Consider the following 19,379-nt stretch of genomic DNA (forward strand, 5'->3'; position numbering starts at 1 on the left):
TTGAATACGATGACGATCGCGCCTTCCTCGCCGTCGACCGCCGCGCTCAAGCGCGAGCTGAAGGCTGCCGAGGCCCGCAAGCGCACGATGGCGCTGCTGCTGGTCGCGCCGCTCGCGATTTTCCTGCTGCTGATTTTCGTCGTGCCGATCGGCACGCTGCTCACGCGCGCGGTGCAGAACCCGGAGATCGCGACCGCGTTGCCGAACACGGTCGCCGCGTTGTCGGGCTGGGACCGCAAGACGCCGCCGGCGGACGCCGCGTATGTCGCGCTCGCGGCCGACATGACGAAGGTGGCCGACAGCGAGGCGATGGGCGCGCTCGCGCGGCGCCTGAACACCGAGATTCCCGGCTATCGCTCGCTCGTCGCGAAGACGGCGCGCGCGATGCCGCTGAAGGGCGACGGCGACGCGGCGCCGACGCCCGCGCAGACGCGCGCCAAATTCATCGACCTCGATGCGCGCTGGGGCGACGTCGCGTACTGGCAGGCGATCGCGAAGAACGGCAGCCAGGTGTCGCCGTTCTACCTGCTCGCCGCGCTCGATCACAAGCAGGACGGCTTCGGCCACATCGTGCAGGCCGATCCCGACCAGTCGATCTACCTCGCGATCTTCGGCCGCACGTTCGTGATCGGCGTGGCCGTCACGCTGTTCGCGCTGCTGCTCGGCTATCCGCTCGCGTACTGGATCTCGACGCTGTCGGAACGACGCGCGAACCTCGTGATGATCCTCGTGCTGATTCCGTTCTGGACGTCGGTGCTCGTGCGCGTCGCCGCGTGGATCGTGCTGCTGCAGAGCGAAGGGCTCATCAACACGGCGCTGATCGGCAGCGGGCTGATCTCGCATCCGCTGACGCTGCTGTTCAACCGCGTCGGCGTGTACATCTCGATGACGCACATCCTGCTGCCGTTCATGATCCTGCCGCTCTACAGCGTGATGAAGTCGATCCCGCCGACCTACCAGCGCGCGGCCGTGTCGCTCGGCAGCCATCCGTTCGCCGCGTTCTGGCGCGTGTACGTGCCGCAAACCTATCCGGGCGTCGGCGCGGGCGCGCTGCTGGTGTTCATCCTCGCGATCGGCTACTACATCACGCCCGCGCTGCTCGGCGGGCCGAACGACCAGATGGTCAGCTACTACGTCGCGTACTTCACGAACGTGACGATCAACTGGGGCATGGCGTGTGCGCTCGGCGGGCTGCTGCTTGCGGCGACGCTCGTGCTGTACGCGGTGTACGGGCGCTTCACGCGCACCAACGTGAGCCTCGGCTGAGCGCCGGGCACAGGGAAACGGGAAGGGGATGCCGACCATGAAACTCGCCAGGCCGCTGTTCGCGCCGCACATGTCGTTCGTCGAGCGCGCGTGGTACGTCGCGTTGCGCGTGCTCGTCGTGCTGACGCTGCTGTACCTGATCCTGCCGGTGCTCGCGATCGTGCCGCTGTCGTTCTCGTCGAGCACGTTCCTCGTCTATCCGATTCCGGGTTTCTCGATGCGCTGGTACGAGAACCTGATCGCATCGGACGAGTGGCGCATGGCCGCGAAGAACAGCTTCATCGTCGCGCCGTCGGCGACCGTCGTCGCGACCGTGCTCGGCACGCTCGCCGCGATCGGCCTGACGAAGGCCGATTTCCGCGGCAAGGGGCTGCTGATGGCCGTGCTGCTGTCGCCGATGATCGTGCCCGTCGTCGTGGTCGGCGTCGGCATGTACCTGTTCTTCGCGCCGCTCGGGCTCGCGAATACCTACACGGGGCTGATCGCCGCGCACGCGGCGCTCGGCGTGCCGTTCGTCGTGACGACGGTGGCCGCGACGCTGCAGGGCTTCAACCAGAACCTCGTGCGCGCGAGCCTGTCGCTCGGCGCGAGCCCGGTGTCGACCTTCTTCCGCGTAACGCTGCCGGTGATCGCGCCGGGCGTGATGTCGGGCGCGCTGTTCGCGTTCGCCACGTCGTTCGACGAAGTGGTCGTCACGCTGTTTCTCGCGGGCGCGGACCAGACGACGCTGCCGCGCCAGATGTTTACGGGCATTCGCGAGAACATCAGCCCGACGATCGCCGCGCTCGCCACGATCCTGATCATCTTCTCGACGAGCCTGCTGCTCGCGCTCGAATGGCTGCGCGGCCGCAATGCGCGACGGGCAGTGTCGTAAATAACGGCGGTCGGCCGCGCGCCGTCCTGCAGGTTGCGAGACCGCCGCTCGTTGCGTCTTCATCGGTGCCGCTCGTTCGACGCGGCATGCCGAATCTTTCGTTTCGCTAACTGACGGCGCGGCCGCCTGCACGTTCGGTGCGGCTCTGCAACAATACGGCTCGCGGTGCCGCGCGTTCCGTTCTTGCCGCACGGAGCGCGCGTCGCCGCGCCGCTCAATCCGCGACGCCGCGCGTCGCTCGTCAGCCGAGCCCATCTTGTCCGAATTCGCTTCCCCCGCCGGCGCCCACGAGCCGGCCGTCAACTGGCGCGCGATGTCCGCCGTGCTGCTGGCCGTCGCGCTCGCGACGCTCGACACCGCGATCGCGAACACCGCGCTGCCCGCCATCGCGACCGACCTGCATGCGTCGCCGGCCGCGTCCGTGTGGATCATCAACGCGTACCAGCTCGCGATGGTCGCGACGCTGCTGCCGTTCGCGTCGCTCGGCGACATCGTCGGTCACAAGCGCGTGTATGTCGCGGGGCTGGCGGTGTTCACGCTGGCGTCGCTCGGTTGTTCGCTCGCGTCGACGCTGCCGATGCTGACGGCCGCGCGCATCGTGCAGGGCTTCGGCGCGAGCGCGATCATGAGCGTCAACGTCGCGCTGATCCGCGGCCTGTTTCCCGCGCATCGACTCGGGCGCGGCGTCGGCTTCAACGCGCTCGTCGTCGGCGTGTCGTTCGCGGTGGGGCCGACGATCGCGTCGCTGATCCTGTCGGTAGCCGCATGGCCGTGGCTGTTCGCGGTGAACGTACCGCTCGGCGTGTTCGCGCTCGCGGTGGCGATTCCGTCGCTGCCGCAGACGGCGCGCGGCAAGCACGTGTTCGATCCGGTCGCCGCGCTGTTCAACGTGATCACGTTTGCGTCGCTGATCTTCGCGCTTGGCGAATTCGCGCAGCGCGGGCCGCTTTCCGTCGTGTTCGCGTCGGCCGCGGTTGCACTCGCGTTCGGCTGGCTGCTGATCCGCCGCCAGGCCGGGCATCCGGCGCCGATGCTGCCGGTCGACCTGTTCCGCCGGCCCGTGTTCACGCTGTCCGCGCTGACGGCCGTCTGCGCGTTCGCCGCGCAGGGCCTCGCGTTCGTGTCGCTGCCGTTCTATTTCGAAACCGTCCTGCATCGCAGCGCGGTCGAAACGGGGTTCCTGATGACGCCGTGGTCGGCGATCGTCGCGCTCGCCGCGCCGATCGCGGGGCGGCTGTCGGATCGTTATCCGCCCGGGCTGCTCGGCGCGATCGGCCTGGCGTTGCTGAGCGCGGGCATGGTGTCGCTCGCCGCGCTGCCGGTATCGCCGGGCGTCGTCGACATCGGCTGGCGGATGATGCTGTGCGGCGCGGGCTTCGGTTTCTTCCAGTCGCCGAACCTGAAGGCGCTGATGTCGAGCGCGCCGCCCGAGCGCAGTGGTGGCGCGAGCGGGATCATCGCGACCGCGCGGCTGATCGGGCAGGCGACGGGTGCGGCGCTGGTCGCGCTGTCGTTCGGCATTGCGGGCCGTCACGGGCCGACGCTTGCGTTGATGCTCGGCGCGGGTTTCGCGGGCGCGGCGAGCGTCGCGAGCGGGCTGCGGCTGTTCGCGCCGTCGCATCGGGCCGGCGCACCGGTCGTGTCGGAGCGCGTGAAGGAGCCGGCGACGGAGTAGGGGACGGGGCGGTCACAACCGGCGCACGGCAACCCTCGCCGCGCGCCGGCCTTCACGCTTCGCTCAGAACCCGCCCGACTTGATCAGCTGGTTGAGGTTCGCGATGTTCAGGCTGCCGAAGCCGGTGGTCAGATCCCAGCCGGTGCCGGCCTTGTAGCCATACCCCTGATAGCCGTTGTTGCCCGACGTGACGTCATAGCGCACGAGCGACGGATGTGACGGAATGTCCGCATAGAAGTTGCTGGCCGGGAAGCCGAGGCCGGTCCCGTTCGCCGCGAGCAGGCGGGCCCAGAAGCCCGTGAAGATCGGGGCGGCGAGGCTCGTGCCGCCGATCTGCTGCAACTGGCCGTAGTTGTAGATGTACGCGCCCGTGCTCTGCGCGGCGTCGAACGAGACGTCCGGCAACTGGCGATTGCTGCCCGACTGCCACGACGGCGCGGGCAGGATCGTGCTGACGCCGCCACCCGTCGCCCACAGCTTGCCGTTCGAATCGAGCCCTTCGTTCCACACCGTCTCGTTCGCGAACGCACCGGCCGACGTCGTGTAGAGCGTCGTGCCGCCGATCGCGAGCACGTGCGGCGACGAAGCCGGCCACGACACCGTGTAGTTCGCGCCGTCCGGATAGCCGCGGTTGTTGCACTCGTACACGCCTTCGTCGCCCGACGATACCGAGAAGGTCTGCCCCTGCGCGGCGGCCGTCGTGAAGATCTGTTCCTCGGCGTCGAGCGTGCCGTCGGCGTTCGCATCGGTTTCGCACCAGCCGAGCGACACGTTGATCACCTTCGCGGTGTTGTCCGACACCGCGCGGTTGAATGCCTGCGTGAGGCCCGTGTTGCCGGCGGCGTTGAGGTCCGCCATGTAGAACACCAGCTTGCCGACCTGGCCGCCGGCCGAGCCGACGATCGACTGGCTGTCGAGATCCCATTCGCCCTGGCCGTCCTGGTCGTCGGTATAGCTGCCGCCCGTGCCGTTGGTCTTGACGGTCTGCGTGGAGACCGTGCCGTAGCCGTTGCTCGACGTGAACTGCTTCAGGTCCTGCAGCGTCTGCGACACGCCGCCGATCGTGATGATGCCGACCGTCACGCCGGCCGCGGTCGGCACGCCGGTCGCGTTGTAGAGGCCCGGGAATTCCTTCGGATAGTGGCCGGTGGCCGTGCCGGCGGCGAGTGCCTGCGGCTTCGCGACGTTGCCGATGCGCAGCATCGGCCGCGCACGCGCAACACTTTGCAGCCCGAGCACCGAGCCGACGACGTCGCCGAGTGCGCGCGGCACCTGCGCGGTCGACGTGTTGGCGAAGCCCGAGCGGCCCGCGTACTCGAAGTGCACGAGCGACGTGTTGAACGCAGCCTTCACCGTGCCGGCCGTGCCGCTGGCGGAGACCAGCAGCCGGTTCGGCGCGACCTCGACATTCGTGAAGCCGCTCTTGTGCAGATAGTCGACGACCGACTTCACCTGCGTGTCGGTCGGCGCGTAATTCGCGAGGAATTGCTCGTGCGTCAGGTACTGGCGGTAATGCGCGCTGCCGGGCCGGTTCACGTCGCGCGCCAGTTGCTTGAGCTGCGCGGCGTTGCGCAGCTTCAGGCTGACGACGACGTTGGTCGTTTCACCGGCTGCCAGTTCGAGCGACGGCGCCGCACTGCGCGCCATCAACTGCGGGCCGGTCAGAAAGGCCTTCGTATGGGTATCGACCCAATCCGTCGTCGCATGCGCCGCAGCGGCGGCGAACACGAGCGGTGCCACGCACGCCAGGCGGCGGGGCGACGGAAGGGGAAGGGCAAACCAGGCGTTCCTTTTCATCGGGAGTCCTTTTTTAGGAGAGGCGACGTTACTGGAACCCCCGGCCCTTGTGGGGCCGCGAGCGGTGACGAGCGTAGGGCCTCGGTGCCGTTCGGGTAGCTGCCAGTTTCCATAGCTGTCAGTTCTGACAACGGGGCGCATGAGTGCGCGCGCGGCGTCGTTCACGCTGGCAATGGCGGGCGCCGTGGGCGGAACCGGTTCGCGGCACGACGGCGCGGCCCACGCGCGTCGCTTACACGCACGCGTCGTTCGTTGCAGCATCGGAATGTGCGCGGGCCTGGAAGGGCGCGCCGCGCGGTTGCGTGGCGTGTGCGTGTCAATGGCCGCACGCCGTATCGCACTATGTGGTCATTGGAAGCGACTCGTCAGGAACGGCTTCGTGCAGGCACAAGAACGGGGCAGGCCGAAGCCAAACGTTTCCCGAACTGTGGAACAGCCCAGCGGCCAGTCTTGCAGGCTGCTTTCGGATCGCGCGTCGCAATCGCGGATTAGAGGAAATGCTCTAATCGGGTGTCGACTCGAGCCAGTGCGACGCACGCACCCGTGGCACGGGATCGAACGATGTCGTTCGCGAAATCCCGCCTTGACGTACGGCGATCAGCAGATATCCTTCAATCCATAACCATCGAGTTATGAATTGTGCCAGACATGCAGAACACCCACGACACGCTGTTCCGGACACTCGCCGATCCCACGCGCCGCGCGCTGTTCGAGCGGCTCTGCGCGGAGGGCGAGCTGACGGTTGCCGCGCTGACCGCCCATGCGGGCGTGTCGCAGCCGGCCGTGTCGAAGCACCTTGGCGTACTGAAGCAGGCCGGGCTCGTGAACGACCGTCACGAAGGCCGGCAGACGCACTACAGCGCGCAGCCGCAGGCGCTGGCCCCGTTGATCGACTGGACGAGCCAGATGGCGGGCTTCTGGCAGCGCCGGTTCGATGCCCTTGAAGATCTGCTCAAAAGGATGGATCAATGAACCAAGCCTCTACCGAAACGCGCTCCGTCGTCGTCGACCGGGAACTGCCGCATCCGCCGGAGAAGATCTGGCGCGCGCTCACGCAACCGCACCTGATCGAGGCGTGGCTGATGAAGAGCGACTTCGAGCCCGTCGCGGGCCGTGCGTTCAGCTTTCGCGCGGACTGGGGCTCGGTCGACTGTACGGTCCTCGCGATCGAGCCGCACCGCACGCTGTCCTATACGTGGGCAGCCCACGGCCTCGAAAGCGTCGTGACGTGGACGCTCACGCCGACGCCGGCCGGCACGCACCTGCGCATGGAGCAGGTCGGCTTCCGCGCCGATCAGGAGCAGGCGTACCGCGGCGCGCAGTATGGCTGGGTACGGTTCTTCGAATCACTCGAACAGGTACTGTCGCGCCCCGACACGCAAACGGAGGCCCGCGTATGAGCTCAACGGACCTCACGCCGTCCGAGCGCATCGATGCGCTGATCGCCGGCATCGTCGACTGGCGCGGCAAGACGTTCGCCGAGCTCCGCCAGACGATTCTCGCGGCGGACGACAGCATCGTCGAGGAATGGAAGTGGATGGGCAGCCCCGTGTGGTCGTGCGACGGGATGATCGCGGTCGCGAACGCGCACAAGGGCAAGGTGAAGCTGACGTTCATGCACGGTGCGAAATTGCCCGATCCCGACCAGTTGTTCAATGACGGCCTCGAAGGCAATGCGCGGCGCGCGATCGATTTCTTCGAAGGCGACAAGCTCGACAAGCGGGCGTTGAAGCACCTCGTGCGCGCGGCGATCGAATACAACCGCACGCGTCTGAAGAAGAACGCGCGATCGGGTTCCTCCGCGGGCGCGAAGGTGCGAAGCAGCAAGGCGGCGTGACGCGCGAGCCGGATACCGGCCCGTGACGTTCGGCGAAAGCGGGGCGCCGCCGTGCGGTCGACGCTACGCCGCGGGCCCACCGACCGGTGCACGAAAAAAAGCCCGACACGAGGTCGGGCATCCAAATCGGCCGCAACCGCCGCGAGGCGGCTGCGGCACCTGCAAAAGCAGGGCGCTTACGCTGCGAGCAGCGAGCGCAGCACGAACGGCAGAATCCCGCCGTGCTTGTAGTAATCGACTTCGATCGGCGTATCGATGCGCAGCAGCACCGGCACGCGCTGCGTTTCGCCGTTCTTGCGATGGATCACGAGCGTGACGTCCTGCTGCGGCTTGAAGTCGTCGCCGAGGCCTTCGATGTCGTACGTCTCTTCACCGGTGATGCCGAGCGACTGGACGCTGTCCGAGCCCTTGAACTGCAGCGGCAGCACGCCCATGCCGACCAGGTTCGAGCGGTGGATCCGCTCGAAGCTGCGTGCGATCACGGCCTTCACGCCGAGCAGTTGCGTGCCCTTCGCGGCCCAGTCGCGCGACGAGCCCGTACCGTACTCTTCGCCCGCGAACACGACGGTCGGCGTGCCGGCGGCCACGTATTGCATGGCCGCGTCGTAGATCGACTGCTGTTCGCCGCTCGGCTGGTGGATCGTCAGGCCGCCTTCGACGCGCGTACCGTCCGCCTTCGCCGGGATCATCAGGTTCTTGATCCGGACGTTCGCGAACGTGCCGCGCATCATCACGTCGTGGTTGCCGCGGCGCGAGCCGTAGCTGTTGAAGTCGGCCTTCTGCACGCCGTTTTCCTTCAGCCACTTGCCGGCCGGCGAGTCTTCCTTGATCGAGCCTGCCGGGCTGATGTGGTCGGTCGTGACCGAGTCGCCGAAGATGCCCAGGGCGCGCGCGCCCTTGACCGTCGGGATCGATGCAGCCGGCTCCATCGAGAAGTCGTTGCCGAAGAACGGCGGCTCGGCGATATACGTCGACTTCGGCCAGTCGTAGACCTCGCCCGTCTCACCCTCGATCTTGCTCCAGAGGTCGCCCTTCTTGGTCAGCTTCGAGTAGTTGTCCTCGAACTTCTTCGGGTCGAGCGCGAACTTGAGCAGCGCGTGGATTTCGTCGCTCGTCGGCCAGATGTCGCCGAGGTAGATGTCGCGGCCGCCCTTGCCCTTGCCGACCGGCTCGGTCATCAGGTCGCGCGTGATGTTGCCGGCGATCGCGTACGCGACGACGAGCGGCGGCGACGCGAGGAAGTTCGCGCGGATGTTCGGGTGGATACGCGCTTCGAAGTTACGGTTGCCCGACAGCACGGCCGCCGCGACGATGTCGTTCTTCGTGATCGCTTCGTTCAGTTCCGGCGTCAGGTCGCCCGCGTTGCCGATACAGGTCGTGCAGCCGTAGGCCGCGACTTCGAAGCCGAGCTTCGACAGATAGGGCAGCAGGCCCGTCTTCGTCAGGTATTCGGTGACGATGCGCGATCCCGGCGCGAGCGAGGTCTTGATCTTCGGGTCGACCGTGAGGCCGGCCTCGACCGCCTTCTTCGCGAGCAGGCCGGCGGCCAGCAGCACGCTCGGGTTCGACGTGTTCGTGCACGACGTGATCGCGGCGATCAGCACGTCGCCGTTCTTCACGTCGACGCCGTTGCTCGTCGTGTACTGGGTGTTCAGGTCTTCCGCCTTCTTCGCGAAGCCGTTCTCCGCGACCGGCTTCGAGAACAGGTCGGTGAACGTCGACTTGACGTGGCCGATCTCGATGCGGTCCTGCGGGCGCTTCGGGCCGGCCAGCGACGGGGCGACCGTCGCGAGGTCGAGCGTCACCGTCTTCGTGTAGTCGATGTCGCCGGCCTTCGGAATGCCGAACAGCTTCTGCGCCTTGAAGTAGTTTTCGAACGCGGCGATCTCGGCCTTCGTGCGGCCGGTGCCTTCGAAATAGTCGATCGTCTTTTCGTCGACCGGGAAGAAGCCCATCGTCGCGCCGTATTCCGGCGCCATGTTGCCGATCGTCGCGCGGTCCGGCAGCGACAGCGAGCGCGTGCCTTCGCCGAAGAATTCGACGAACTTGCCGACGACCTTCTCCTTGCGCAGCATTTCGGTGATCGTCAGCACCAGGTCGGTGGCCGTCACGCCTTCGCGCAGCTTGCCCTTCAGCTCGACACCGACGACGTCCGGCGTCAGGAAGTACACCGGCTGGCCGAGCATGCCGGCTTCCGCCTCGATGCCGCCCACGCCCCAGCCGACCACGCCGATGCCGTTGATCATCGTCGTGTGGCTGTCCGTGCCGACGAGGGTGTCCGGGTAGTACACGGTGTCGGTGCCGTCGGCCTTCTTGTGCACGCCGCGCGCGAGGTATTCGAGGTTCACCTGGTGGACGATGCCCACGCCCGGCGGCACGACCTTGAACGTGTCGAACGCCTGCATGCCCCACTTCATGAACTGGTAGCGCTCGTTGTTGCGCTGGAATTCCAGCTTCATGTTCAGGTCGAGCGCGTCCTTCTGGCGGAAGTAGTCGATCTGGACCGAGTGGTCGACGACGAGATCGACCGGGACCAGCGGCTCGATCTTCTTCGGGTTCTTGCCCGTGCGTTCGGCGACGCCGCGCATGGCCGCGATGTCGGCGAGCAGCGGCACGCCCGTGAAATCCTGCAGCACGACGCGCGACACGACGAACGGAATCTCGTCGACGCGCTTCGCGGTCGGCTTCCAGTTCGCGAGCTGCTCGATGTGCTCTTCGGTGATTTTCTTGCCGTCGTAGTTGCGCAGCACGGACTCGAGCACGATGCGGATCGACACCGGCAGGCGTTCGATCTTCGTCTTCAGCTCCTTGCCGAGTTGCGGCAGCGAGTAGAACTTGCCTTTGCCGGAACCGCTGTCGAATTCCTTGAGGGTCTTGTGGAGATTGTGGGCCATGGTGATTTTCCTGGGTTTAAGGCTAGGAAACAAAGAGTCCTGTATCTGACGGCTATATCACATACAAGTCGACGTACTCATCGACCGGCATCGCTTCGAGCTTTGCCTGGTCCAGCGACACGTCGAGAATCGCTTGTTGCTGCTTGGCCGGGAAGCGGCGGGCGAGGTTGGTCCTGAACTTCTCGACCAGCAGCGGAACGCCTTCGGCACGGCGCCGCCGATGGCCGAGCGGGTACTCGACCGCCACTTCGGCAAGCTTCGATCCGTCCGTGAACGCGATCGTCAGCGCATTCGCGATCGATCGCTTGTCCGGATCGTGGTAATCCTTCGTGAACTGCGGATCCTCGACGCACACGGTTTTCGCACGCAGCGCGTCGATGCGCGGGTCCGCCGCGGCCGAGTCTTCATAGTCGGCCGCGGTCAGCCGGCCGAACAGCAGCGGCACGGCGACCATGTACTGGATGCAGTGGTCGCGGTCGGCCGGATTGGCGAGCGGGCCCTGCTTGTCGATGATGCGGATCGCGGCCGCGTGCGTGCGGATCGTGATCCGGCTGATGTCGTCGGTCGTGCGGCCCGCCGCGGCGAGCTGCGCGTGCAGCTGCAGCGCGGCCTCGGCGGCCGTCTGCGCATGGAATTCGGCGGGGAACGCGATCTTGAACAGCACGTTTTCCATCACGTACGTGCCGTACGGGCGCTGGAAGCGGAACGGCTTGCCGTCGAACAGCACGTCGTAGAAGCCCCAGGTCTTGGCGGTGAGCGCCGACGGATAGCCCATTTCACCCGTTTTCGCGATCAGCGCGAGGCGCACCGCGCGGGACGTCGCGTCGCCGGCCGCCCAGGATTTGCGCGAACCGGTGTTCGGCGCATGGCGGTAGGTACGCAACGCGTGGCCGTCGACGAATGCGTTGGAGACCGCGTTGATCAACTCGTCGCGCGTGAGCCCGAGGAGCCGCCCGACGACGGCCGTCGACGCGACCTTCACGAGCAGCACGTGGTCGAGCCCGACCGCGTTGAACGAATTCTCGAGGGCGAGGCAGCCCTGGATCTCGTGGGCCTGAATCATCGCGACCAGCACGTCGCGCATCGGGAGCGGCTTCCGGCCGGCCGCGCGGGCCGTGCGGGAGAGCCAGTCGGCCGTCGCCAGGATCCCGCCGAGGTTGTCGGACGGATGACCCCATTCGGCGGCGAGCCAGGTGTCATTGAAGTCCAGCCAGCGGATCATCGCGCCGATGCCGAACGCGGCCTGGACGGGATCGAGCTGGAAGGACGTGCCGGGCACCTTCGCACCGTTCGGCACGATCGTGCCGGGCACGACGGGGCCGAGCAGCTTGGTGCAGGCAGGGTAGGACAGCGCCTCGAGTCCGCATCCGAGCGTGTCGATCAGGCAATGACGCGCCGTCTCCAGCGCGAGCGCGCTGTCGATACCGGTGTTCAGCACGTAGTCGACGATATCGACGAGTACCGTATCCGGAGCAGGGCGGACGTTGGAGACCGGGGCGGACATCGAGGGGCCGGGAGCGGAAAAACGCGCTTAGTTCGTGGCCGGCTTCAGCTCGTTCGACTGCGTCGGTGCTGCCGTGCCTTGCGCCATTTCCGGCGTCACGCATTCGTCCGCGAGGCGCTCGCCGCCGTTCGCGTCGGAGAACAGCATCGCCTTGGTCGGGATCACGACCAGCTTGAAGCCCGCTGCCGGATCGTAGAACGTGTCGGCGCCCGTCGTCGTGGTCTGACGCGGCAGCTTGTAGTTCTTCTTCGCCCAGTGAACCGTGACGACCTGGTCGCGCTTCATGTCGCCGGCGAGGTCGAACGACAGACCTTCCTTACAGGACCACTTGACCGCGCCGTCCGGTACCGGATCGACCTTGGCCGCCGCGCGTGCCTGCGCCTTCTTGCTGCGCGGGATGATGCGCTTGGCCGGCGCCGGGCGCTTGGCCGTGGCCTTCTTCGCGGTGGTGGCCGTACCCTGGGCAAACGCGCTCGGAGCCGACACCAGCATCGTGGCGGACAAGGCGCCGATGGCGGTAGCGATCAGGAGTTTCTTCATGGAGTCAGAACCTTTCGATAATCAGTTGACAAGGGCCGGCAATCGAAACTGCCGGCCGGTTTGAAACTGCACGCGCCCCGAAAGCGCGCAGCGGCCGCTATTTTCACCTATTTGGCCGCGCATATATCAGGTTTTCGGGCTCCGTTACGTTTTTTGTCGTTTCGCAAACCTCTGTCCGGTTCGCGCATCGACGAATGCATGAAACGCGTGTATCGACAGGCGGCGCGCGCTCACGGCGCGACGCCCGCTGCGGCAGGGCCGAACAGCGGTGCGGCCTCGGACGGTACGGGTTGGCCGGTGGCCTGCGCGCGGCGCAGCACCGACCAGTAATAACGATAACTCGCGCGATCGTGCAGCGTATCACCGTGGCGCGTCGGGCCCCAGTCGGCGGCCTGCGCGGCCAGCAGGATCTCGGCGGCCAGCGTGACTTCGTCGGTGCGCGGCGCGAACGCGTCGACGATCGGGCGGATCTGTGCGGGGTGGATGCTCCACATCCGCGTGAACGCGAATTCGTCGCGCGCGCGGCGCGCATCGCCGGCCACGACGCTCATGTCGCGCACCTCGGTCGTCACGTTGTGCGACGGCGTCTTGCCGTGCGCGTGACAGGCGGCGGCGATTTCCAGCTTCGCGCGGCGCACGAGCGGATGATCGAACTGGCCGGGCGAGCGCATCGCGGAATCGGGAATCGCGCCGTGGTGCGCGGACACGAAATCCATCAGCCCGAAGCTCAGCGTGCCGACCGTCGGCAGCGCGGCGAGGGCGGCCGCCTGCGCGAGCGCGCCGTGCGTCTCGATCAGCACGTCGACCGGGATCGGCTGCGCGATGCCGAGCTCGCGGCGGGTGCCTTCGATGAACGCGGTCATTTCGGCCGCGTCGGCGGCGTTCGCGACCTTCGGCAATGTGATGTAGGCGGGTACGCGCGATGCGCGCAGCACGATGCGCACATCGTCGCGCCAGTGCGGATGGGAAAAGTCGTGGATGCGGACGCCGACGCGGCCGAAGCGGTTCTCGGCGCTGCCGAGCAGGTCGGCGACGAGCGCCGCGTGCGCGGCCTCCTGGCCGACGGCCGCGCCGTCCTCGCAGTCGAGTGTCAGGTCGAACACGGGACCCAGCTCGGCCTGCAGCGCGAGCGACTTGCGCATCAGCTTCTCGCTGCCCGCGTAATGATCGCAGCAGGGCAGGATCGCGGGCGGGGACGCCCCGTCGTACAGCACTTGTGCAGGAGTGAGCACGGCCATCTCTTCTACGTCAGGGAAGCGGGTCAACGTGGAGAAAATCGGATTCGGGCAGGTTCTGGGCCGGTGCGCGGCGGGCGTCGGGCGGCAAAACGTGCGCGGATCGGATCGTTCGGCAGGGCCGGCGGCTGGCCGGCCCGGACCGGACCGGAACCGGGTGGCCCGAGGGCCGCCCGGCAAAGGCGCATGATGCTTAGTTCTTCAGCAGGTGGGCGACGCCATCGCGCTCTTCAAGCAGCTCGGCCAGCGTGCCGTCCATCTTCTCGCGCGAGAACGCGTCGATTTCCAGGCCTTCGACGCGCTTGTATTCGCCGTTTTCGCAGGTGACCGGCACGCCGTAGATGATGTCTTCGGGGATGCCGTACGAGCCGTCCGACGGGATGCCCATCGTGACCCACTTGCCGTTCGTGCCGAGCACCCAGTCACGGACGTGGTCGATCGCCGCGTTGGCTGCCGACGCTGCCGACGACAGGCCGCGCGCTTCGATGATCGCCGCGCCGCGCTTGCCGACGGTCGGGATGAACGTGTCGCGGTTCCACACGTCGTCGTTGATCAGCTTCAGCAGCGATTCGCCTTCGGCGGTCGCGAAGCGGAAGTCCGGGTACATCGTCGGCGAGTGGTTGCCCCACACGGCGAGCTTCTCGATCGACGCGACCGGCTTGCCCGACTTGGCGGCGAGTTGCGACAGCGCGCGGTTGTGGTCGAGGCGCAGCATGGCCGTGAAGTTCTTCTTCGGCAGATCCGGCGCCGACTTCATCGCGATGTACGCGTTCGTGTTCGCCGGGTTGCCGACGACCAGCACCTTCACGTCGCGGCTCGCGACTTCGTTCAGCGCAGCGCCCTGAACCGTGAAGATTTCGGCGTTCGCCGACAGCAGGTCCTTGCGCTCCATGCCCTTCGAGCGCGGACGTGCACCGACCAGCAGCGCGACGTCTGCATCCTTGAATGCAACCTTCGGATCGTCGGTGATCACGACGCCCGCGAGCAGCGGGAACGCGCAATCGTCGAGTTCCATCACGACGCCTTTGACGGCGGCTTGGGCTTGCGGGAGGTCGAGCAGTTGCAGGATGACCGGCTGATCCTTGCCGAGCAGGTCGCCGTTCGCGATGCGGAACAGCAGGGAGTAAGCGATTTGACCTGCGGCGCCGGTGACGGCAACGCGCTTTGCGGGCTTAGCCATTGAAAATCTCCAGGACGGGTGAAGCGTTGGACGCGAGCGAAAACGCCATTCTATGCGCGTTGTGCGTAGCGTTGCATTGAAGCAGGGCGGAGGACTCGCGATGGCAGACGCGGTGAACCTGGAGACGGCCGTGGCACGTAGCCGGGGACGCGCTGTTGCACCCGCGAACCCTTGCTCGACCGGGAGTGTAGGAGCCGTCACGCGCAAAGTCAAACGGTATCATATGTCTTATATAAGACAGATGTTTTGCGGAAATTGAGTGGACGAAAAAGTGCGGTTTGTGATGAAATGCGCGCCATGACATCGAACCAGGCGAACACCGCGAATCAGACCGGCGCAGGCGGCCCAGGGCAGCCGGGCGCGGGCGATCCCGCAGCCTCGCCCGCGGCCTCCGCGTCGCCGACGTTCAGCCCGTTATACCAGCAGATTAAGTCATTGATCACGCAAAGTCTCGAATCCGGCGAGTGGAAGCCGGGCGAGATCATCCCCAGCGAAGTGGAGCTCGCGGCCCGTTACAAGGTCAGCCAGGGCACCGTTCGCAAGGCGATCGACGAGCTGGCCGCCGAAAACCTCGTGGTCCGGCGGCAGGGCAAGGGCACTTTTGTTGCAACGCACAACGAAGATCGCGCGCAGTTCCGCTTCCTGCGGCTGCTGGCCGACGACGGTGCCGAGCACCCGCACGTGAGCCGCCTGCTCGAATGCCGGCGCCTGCGCGCGCCGGCCGAGATCGCGCGGCAGCTCGACCTGAAGCCGGCCGATCCCGTCGTGCAGGTGCGCCGCCTGCTGGAGTTCGAGAACGAAGCGACGGTGCTCGACGAGATCTGGCTGCCGGGTGCGATGTTCCGTGGGCTCACGTTCGAGCGGCTGAGCGAATACAAGGGGCCGCTCTACGCGATGTTCGAGACGGAGTTCGGTACGCGGATGATCCGCGCGACGGAGAAGATCCGCGCGGTCGCGGCGGATCCGGCGGTGGCCGACCTGCTGCACGTGCCGGCGGGTTTCCCGCTGCTGTCGGTGGAGCGCGTGTCCTATACGTACGGGGACCGGCCGGTGGAAGTGCGACGCGGCTGGTATGTCACAACCGGGTACTACTATCAGAATGACTTGAGTTGACGACGTTTGGCTCAGGCCGCGTGCATTCGCGTACCCCACGCTCGCGAAGCACGTTTCGGGCCGCCTTTGTTCTTGTTCGCGCAACTATCCAGAGCAGACTTTCGCTGCAGCGCGATATAAAAAGGCGCTAAAATTGCGGATTAGTGTGACAACATAGTAGGGGTCTAGCATGACTGACGCAGTAAGAAAGCCGAGGCCGGAATACCGGAACATCGGATTCGGCGATATCACGATGAAATATCGCATGCCGCTGGCGGCGATATTGTCGATTCTCCATCGAGTCAGCGGCGCGCTGCTGTTCTTGTTCCTGCCGTTCCTGCTGTTCCTCTTCGACCAGAGCCTGACGTCCGAGCTCAGCTTCGAAGTCTTCAAGGCCTTCCTCTCCAACATCGTCGTCAAGCTGATCGTCCTCGCGTTGTCGTGGGCCTTCTTCCACCATTTCTGCGCCGGCATTCGCCACCTGCTGATGGACGTCAATCACGACGCCGTCACGAAGGAAGGCGGCAAGCGGACGGCCGTCGTCGTCTTTGTCGTCTCGATCGCGCTGACGATCGCCATGGCACTCAAACTGTTCGGAGCATTCTAAGAAAATGGCAGCCAACAACCGAATCGGCTCGAAGCGCCTCGTCGTCGGCGCACACTACGGCCTGCGCGACTGGCTCGCGCAGCGCGTCACCGCCACGATCATGGCGGTCTACACGGTCATTCTGCTCGTCCTGTTCTTCGGCGCGCACGATTTTTCGTACGAAGGCTGGGCATCGATCTTCGCCGCGCAATGGATGAAGCTCGCGACCTTCGTGATGCTGCTTTCCCTCTTCTACCACGCATGGGTCGGCGTGCGCGACATCTGGATGGACTACGTGAAGCCCGTCGGTGTGCGCCTGCTGCTGCAATCGCTGACCATCGTCTGGCTGCTCGCATGTGCGGGCTACGCCGCGCAGATTCTCTGGAGAGTGTAAAGAATGGCTGCAATCAAAACTTCCCTCCCGCGCCGCAAGTTTGACGTCGTGATCGTCGGCGCGGGCGGCTCCGGCTTGCGCGCGGCGCTGCAACTGTCGCGCGCGGGCCTGTCGGTCGGCGTGCTGTCGAAGGTGTTCCCGACGCGTTCGCACACGGTGGCCGCGCAAGGCGGTATCGGCGCGTCGCTCGGCAACATGAGCGAAGACAACTGGCACTTCCACTTCTACGACACGATCAAGGGCTCCGACTGGCTCGGCGACCAGGACGCGATCGAATTCATGTGCCGCGAAGCGCCGAACGTCGTGTACGAGCTCGAGCACTTCGGCATGCCGTTCGACCGCAACGCGGACGGCACGATCTACCAGCGTCCGTTCGGCGGCCACACCGCGAACTACGGCGAGAAGCCGGTCCAGCGCGCTTGCGCGGCCGCCGACCGTACCGGCCACGCGCTGCTGCACACGCTGTACCAGCAGAACGTCGAAGCGAAGACGCAGTTCTTCGTCGAATGGATGGCGCTCGACCTGATCCGCGACGCGGACGGCGACGTGCTCGGCGTGACGGCCCTCGAGATGGAGACGGGCGACGTCTACATCATGGAAGGCAAGACGACGCTGTTCGCGACGGGCGGCGCAGGCCGGATCTTCGCGGCATCGACCAACGCGTTCATCAACACCGGCGACGGCCTCGGCATGGCCGCGCGTTCGGGCATCGCGCTGCAGGACATGGAGTTCTGGCAGTTCCACCCGACCGGCGTGGCCGGCGCGGGCGTGCTGATCACCGAAGGCGTGCGCGGCGAAGGCGGGATCCTGCGCAACGCGAACGGCGAGCGTTTCATGGAGCGCTACGCGCCGACGCTGAAGGATCTGGCGCCGCGTGACTTCGTGTCGCGTTCGATGGACCAAGAAATCAAGGAAGGTCGCGGCGTCGGTCCGAACAAGGATCACGTGCTGCTCGACCTGTCGCACATCGGCGCCGAGACGATCATGAAGCGTCTGCCGTCGATCCGCGAAATCGCGCTGAAGTTCGCGAACGTCGACGCGATCAAGGAACCGATCCCGGTCGTCCCGACGATCCACTACCAGATGGGCGGCATCCCGACCAACATCCACGGTCAGGTCGTCGGCACGTCGCGCGGCCACAAGGATCCGGTCAACGGTTTCTACGCAGTGGGCGAGTGCTCGTGCGTGTCCGTGCACGGCGCGAACCGCCTCGGCACGAATTCGCTGCTGGACCTCGTGGTGTTCGGCCGTGCGGCCGGCAACCACATCGTCGAGCACGTGAAGAACCAGAAGGAACACAAGCCGCTGCCGGCCGATGCAGGTGAATTCTCGCTGGCGCGCCTCGCGAAGCTCGACAAGTCGACGTCGGGCGAATACACGCAGGACGTCGCGAACGACATCCGCTCGACGATGCAGAAGCACGCAGGCGTGTTCCGCACGTCGGAACTGCTGAAGGAAGGCGTCGACCAGATGGCCGGCCTGAAGGCGCGCGTGGAAAACATCCACCTGAAGGACAAGTCGAAGGTGTTCAACACCGCGCGCGTCGAAGCGCTCGAGCTGGAGAACCTGATCGAAGTGGCCCGCGCGACGATGGTGTCGGCGGAAGCGCGCAAGGAAAGCCGCGGCGCGCACGCGCACAGCGACTACGAACACCGTGACGACGAGAACTGGCTGCGCCACACGCTGTGGTACAGCGAAGGCGATCGCCTCGACTACAAGCCGGTTCAAATGAAGCCGCTGACGGTCGAATCCGTGCCGCCGAAGCCGCGCACGTTCTAAGCCGAGTCAAAGGAATCCGAAATGGCAAAACGCATTTTTGAAGTCTACCGCTACGATCCGGACAAGGACGCAGCGCCGCGCATGCAGACGTACGAGCTCGAGATCCAGCATGAGCGCATGCTGCTCGACGCACTGGTCAAGCTGAAGGCCCTGGACGAGACGCTGTCGTTCCGTCGTTCGTGCCGTGAAGGCGTGTGCGGTTCGGACGCGATGAACATCAACGGCAAGAACGGTCTCGCGTGCCTGACGAACCTGAACGACCTGCCGCAGAAGATCGTGCTGCGTCCGCTGCCGGGCCTGCCCGTCGTGCGCGACCTGATCGTCGACATGACGCACTTCTTCAACCAGTACCACTCGATCAAGCCGTACCTGATCAACGACGCGCCGCCGCCGGAGAAGGAACGCCTCCAGTCGCCGGAAGAGCGCGACGAACTCGACGGCGTGTACGAGTGCATTCTGTGTGCGAGCTGCTCGACGTCGTGCCCGAGCTTCTGGTGGAACCCGGACAAGTTCGTCGGCCCGGCCGGCCTGCTGCAGGCTTACCGCTTCATCGCGGATAGCCGCGACACGGCGACCGGCGAGCGTCTCGACAACCTGGAAGACCCGTACCGTCTGTTCCGTTGCCACACGATCATGAACTGCGTCGACGTTTGCCCGAAGGGCCTGAACCCGACGAAGGCGATCGGCAAGATCAAGGAACTGATGGTCCGCCGCGCTGTTTAAGGT

General features: G+C 66.1%; 17 protein-coding genes. 11 read left to right on the forward strand and 6 right to left on the reverse strand.

Annotated features, from left to right (window positions below):
- Positions 1-9 precede the first annotated feature (9 nt).
- The 3 genes from H0X95_RS27545 (at position 10) to H0X95_RS27555 (ending at position 3,815) form a co-directional block, all read left to right on the forward strand.
- Positions 10-1,266, forward strand: a complete 1,257-nt coding sequence (locus H0X95_RS27545) for an ABC transporter permease (RefSeq protein ID WP_059722737.1) — start codon at positions 10-12, stop codon at positions 1,264-1,266.
- A 37-nt stretch (positions 1,267-1,303) separates the two neighbouring features.
- A complete protein-coding gene (locus H0X95_RS27550; protein WP_012493204.1) occupies positions 1,304-2,140 on the forward strand; it encodes an ABC transporter permease in 837 nt (278 codons plus the stop codon).
- A 256-nt stretch (positions 2,141-2,396) separates the two neighbouring features.
- The gene (locus tag H0X95_RS27555) at positions 2,397-3,815 is read left to right on the forward strand and encodes an MFS transporter (RefSeq protein WP_006487759.1); all 1,419 of its coding nucleotides are present in this window, start codon (positions 2,397-2,399) and stop codon (positions 3,813-3,815) included.
- Between the two features lie 63 nt (positions 3,816-3,878).
- Here the strand turns inward: H0X95_RS27555 and H0X95_RS27560 are convergent, their stop codons facing one another.
- On the reverse strand, positions 3,879-5,612 hold the full coding sequence (locus H0X95_RS27560; RefSeq protein ID WP_059722604.1) for a S53 family peptidase: 1,734 nt from the start codon (positions 5,610-5,612) through the stop codon (positions 3,879-3,881).
- Between the two features lie 648 nt (positions 5,613-6,260).
- Here H0X95_RS27560 and H0X95_RS27565 point away from each other — a divergent pair.
- From H0X95_RS27565 to H0X95_RS27575, 3 genes are read left to right on the forward strand one after another with little or no spacing between them, the layout of a single operon-like run.
- Positions 6,261-6,584, forward strand: a complete 324-nt coding sequence (locus tag H0X95_RS27565; RefSeq protein ID WP_006493460.1) for an ArsR/SmtB family transcription factor — start codon at positions 6,261-6,263, stop codon at positions 6,582-6,584.
- Positions 6,581-7,012, forward strand: a complete 432-nt coding sequence (locus H0X95_RS27570) for an SRPBCC family protein (RefSeq protein ID WP_059722606.1) — start codon at positions 6,581-6,583, stop codon at positions 7,010-7,012. Before H0X95_RS27565 ends, H0X95_RS27570 begins: the two co-directional genes overlap by 4 nt.
- Positions 7,009-7,449: a DUF1801 domain-containing protein gene (locus H0X95_RS27575; RefSeq protein WP_059722607.1), complete on the forward strand. Its 441-nt coding sequence runs from the start codon at positions 7,009-7,011 to the stop codon at positions 7,447-7,449. Before H0X95_RS27570 ends, H0X95_RS27575 begins: the two co-directional genes overlap by 4 nt.
- A 176-nt stretch (positions 7,450-7,625) precedes the next feature.
- Here the strand turns inward: H0X95_RS27575 and acnA are convergent, their stop codons facing one another.
- From acnA to H0X95_RS27600, 5 genes are all read right to left on the reverse strand, one after another.
- Complete coding sequence (gene acnA / locus H0X95_RS27580) at positions 7,626-10,343, reverse strand: aconitate hydratase AcnA (RefSeq protein WP_059722609.1); 2,718 nt, start codon at positions 10,341-10,343, stop codon at positions 7,626-7,628.
- Between the two features lie 52 nt (positions 10,344-10,395).
- Positions 10,396-11,847 carry a bifunctional 2-methylcitrate dehydratase/aconitate hydratase gene (locus H0X95_RS27585; protein WP_006487726.1) on the reverse strand — a complete coding sequence of 484 codons (1,452 nt, stop codon included), beginning with the start codon at positions 11,845-11,847 and terminating at the stop codon, positions 10,396-10,398.
- 27 nt (positions 11,848-11,874) lie between these two features.
- Entirely contained in the window at positions 11,875-12,387 is a 513-nt protein-coding gene (locus H0X95_RS27590) for a hypothetical protein (RefSeq protein WP_006487782.1), read from the reverse strand.
- Positions 12,388-12,617: 230 nt separating this feature from the next.
- Positions 12,618-13,625, reverse strand: coding sequence for an HpcH/HpaI aldolase/citrate lyase family protein (locus H0X95_RS27595; RefSeq protein ID WP_059722611.1), 1,008 nt, complete (start codon positions 13,623-13,625; stop codon positions 12,618-12,620).
- Positions 13,626-13,815: 190 nt separating this feature from the next.
- Positions 13,816-14,802 carry a malate dehydrogenase gene (locus H0X95_RS27600; protein WP_006487742.1) on the reverse strand — a complete coding sequence of 329 codons (987 nt, stop codon included), beginning with the start codon at positions 14,800-14,802 and terminating at the stop codon, positions 13,816-13,818.
- Between the two features lie 288 nt (positions 14,803-15,090).
- Between H0X95_RS27600 and H0X95_RS27605 the strand changes: the two genes are divergently transcribed.
- The 5 genes from H0X95_RS27605 (at position 15,091) to H0X95_RS27625 (ending at position 19,376) form a co-directional block, all read left to right on the forward strand.
- Positions 15,091-15,915 (forward strand): GntR family transcriptional regulator, encoded by an 825-nt coding sequence (locus H0X95_RS27605; RefSeq protein ID WP_077020964.1) that lies wholly within the window; start codon positions 15,091-15,093, stop codon positions 15,913-15,915.
- A gap of 169 nt (positions 15,916-16,084) precedes the next feature.
- Positions 16,085-16,501 carry a succinate dehydrogenase, cytochrome b556 subunit gene (gene sdhC / locus H0X95_RS27610; RefSeq protein WP_012493208.1) on the forward strand — a complete coding sequence of 139 codons (417 nt, stop codon included), beginning with the start codon at positions 16,085-16,087 and terminating at the stop codon, positions 16,499-16,501.
- A 4-nt stretch (positions 16,502-16,505) separates the two neighbouring features.
- Positions 16,506-16,874 carry a succinate dehydrogenase, hydrophobic membrane anchor protein gene (sdhD, locus tag H0X95_RS27615; RefSeq protein ID WP_006487767.1) on the forward strand — a complete coding sequence of 123 codons (369 nt, stop codon included), beginning with the start codon at positions 16,506-16,508 and terminating at the stop codon, positions 16,872-16,874.
- Positions 16,875-16,877: 3 nt separating this feature from the next.
- Positions 16,878-18,653, forward strand: coding sequence for a succinate dehydrogenase flavoprotein subunit (gene sdhA, locus H0X95_RS27620; RefSeq protein WP_006487772.1), 1,776 nt, complete (start codon positions 16,878-16,880; stop codon positions 18,651-18,653).
- Between the two features lie 21 nt (positions 18,654-18,674).
- Entirely contained in the window at positions 18,675-19,376 is a 702-nt protein-coding gene (locus H0X95_RS27625) for a succinate dehydrogenase iron-sulfur subunit (RefSeq protein ID WP_006479352.1), read from the forward strand.
- Positions 19,377-19,379: the final 3 nt, after the last annotated feature.

This window comes from Burkholderia sp. 9779_493, from assembly GCF_015712215.1.
In the GTDB taxonomy this organism is placed as follows: Bacteria; Pseudomonadota; Gammaproteobacteria; order Burkholderiales; family Burkholderiaceae; genus Burkholderia; species Burkholderia cenocepacia.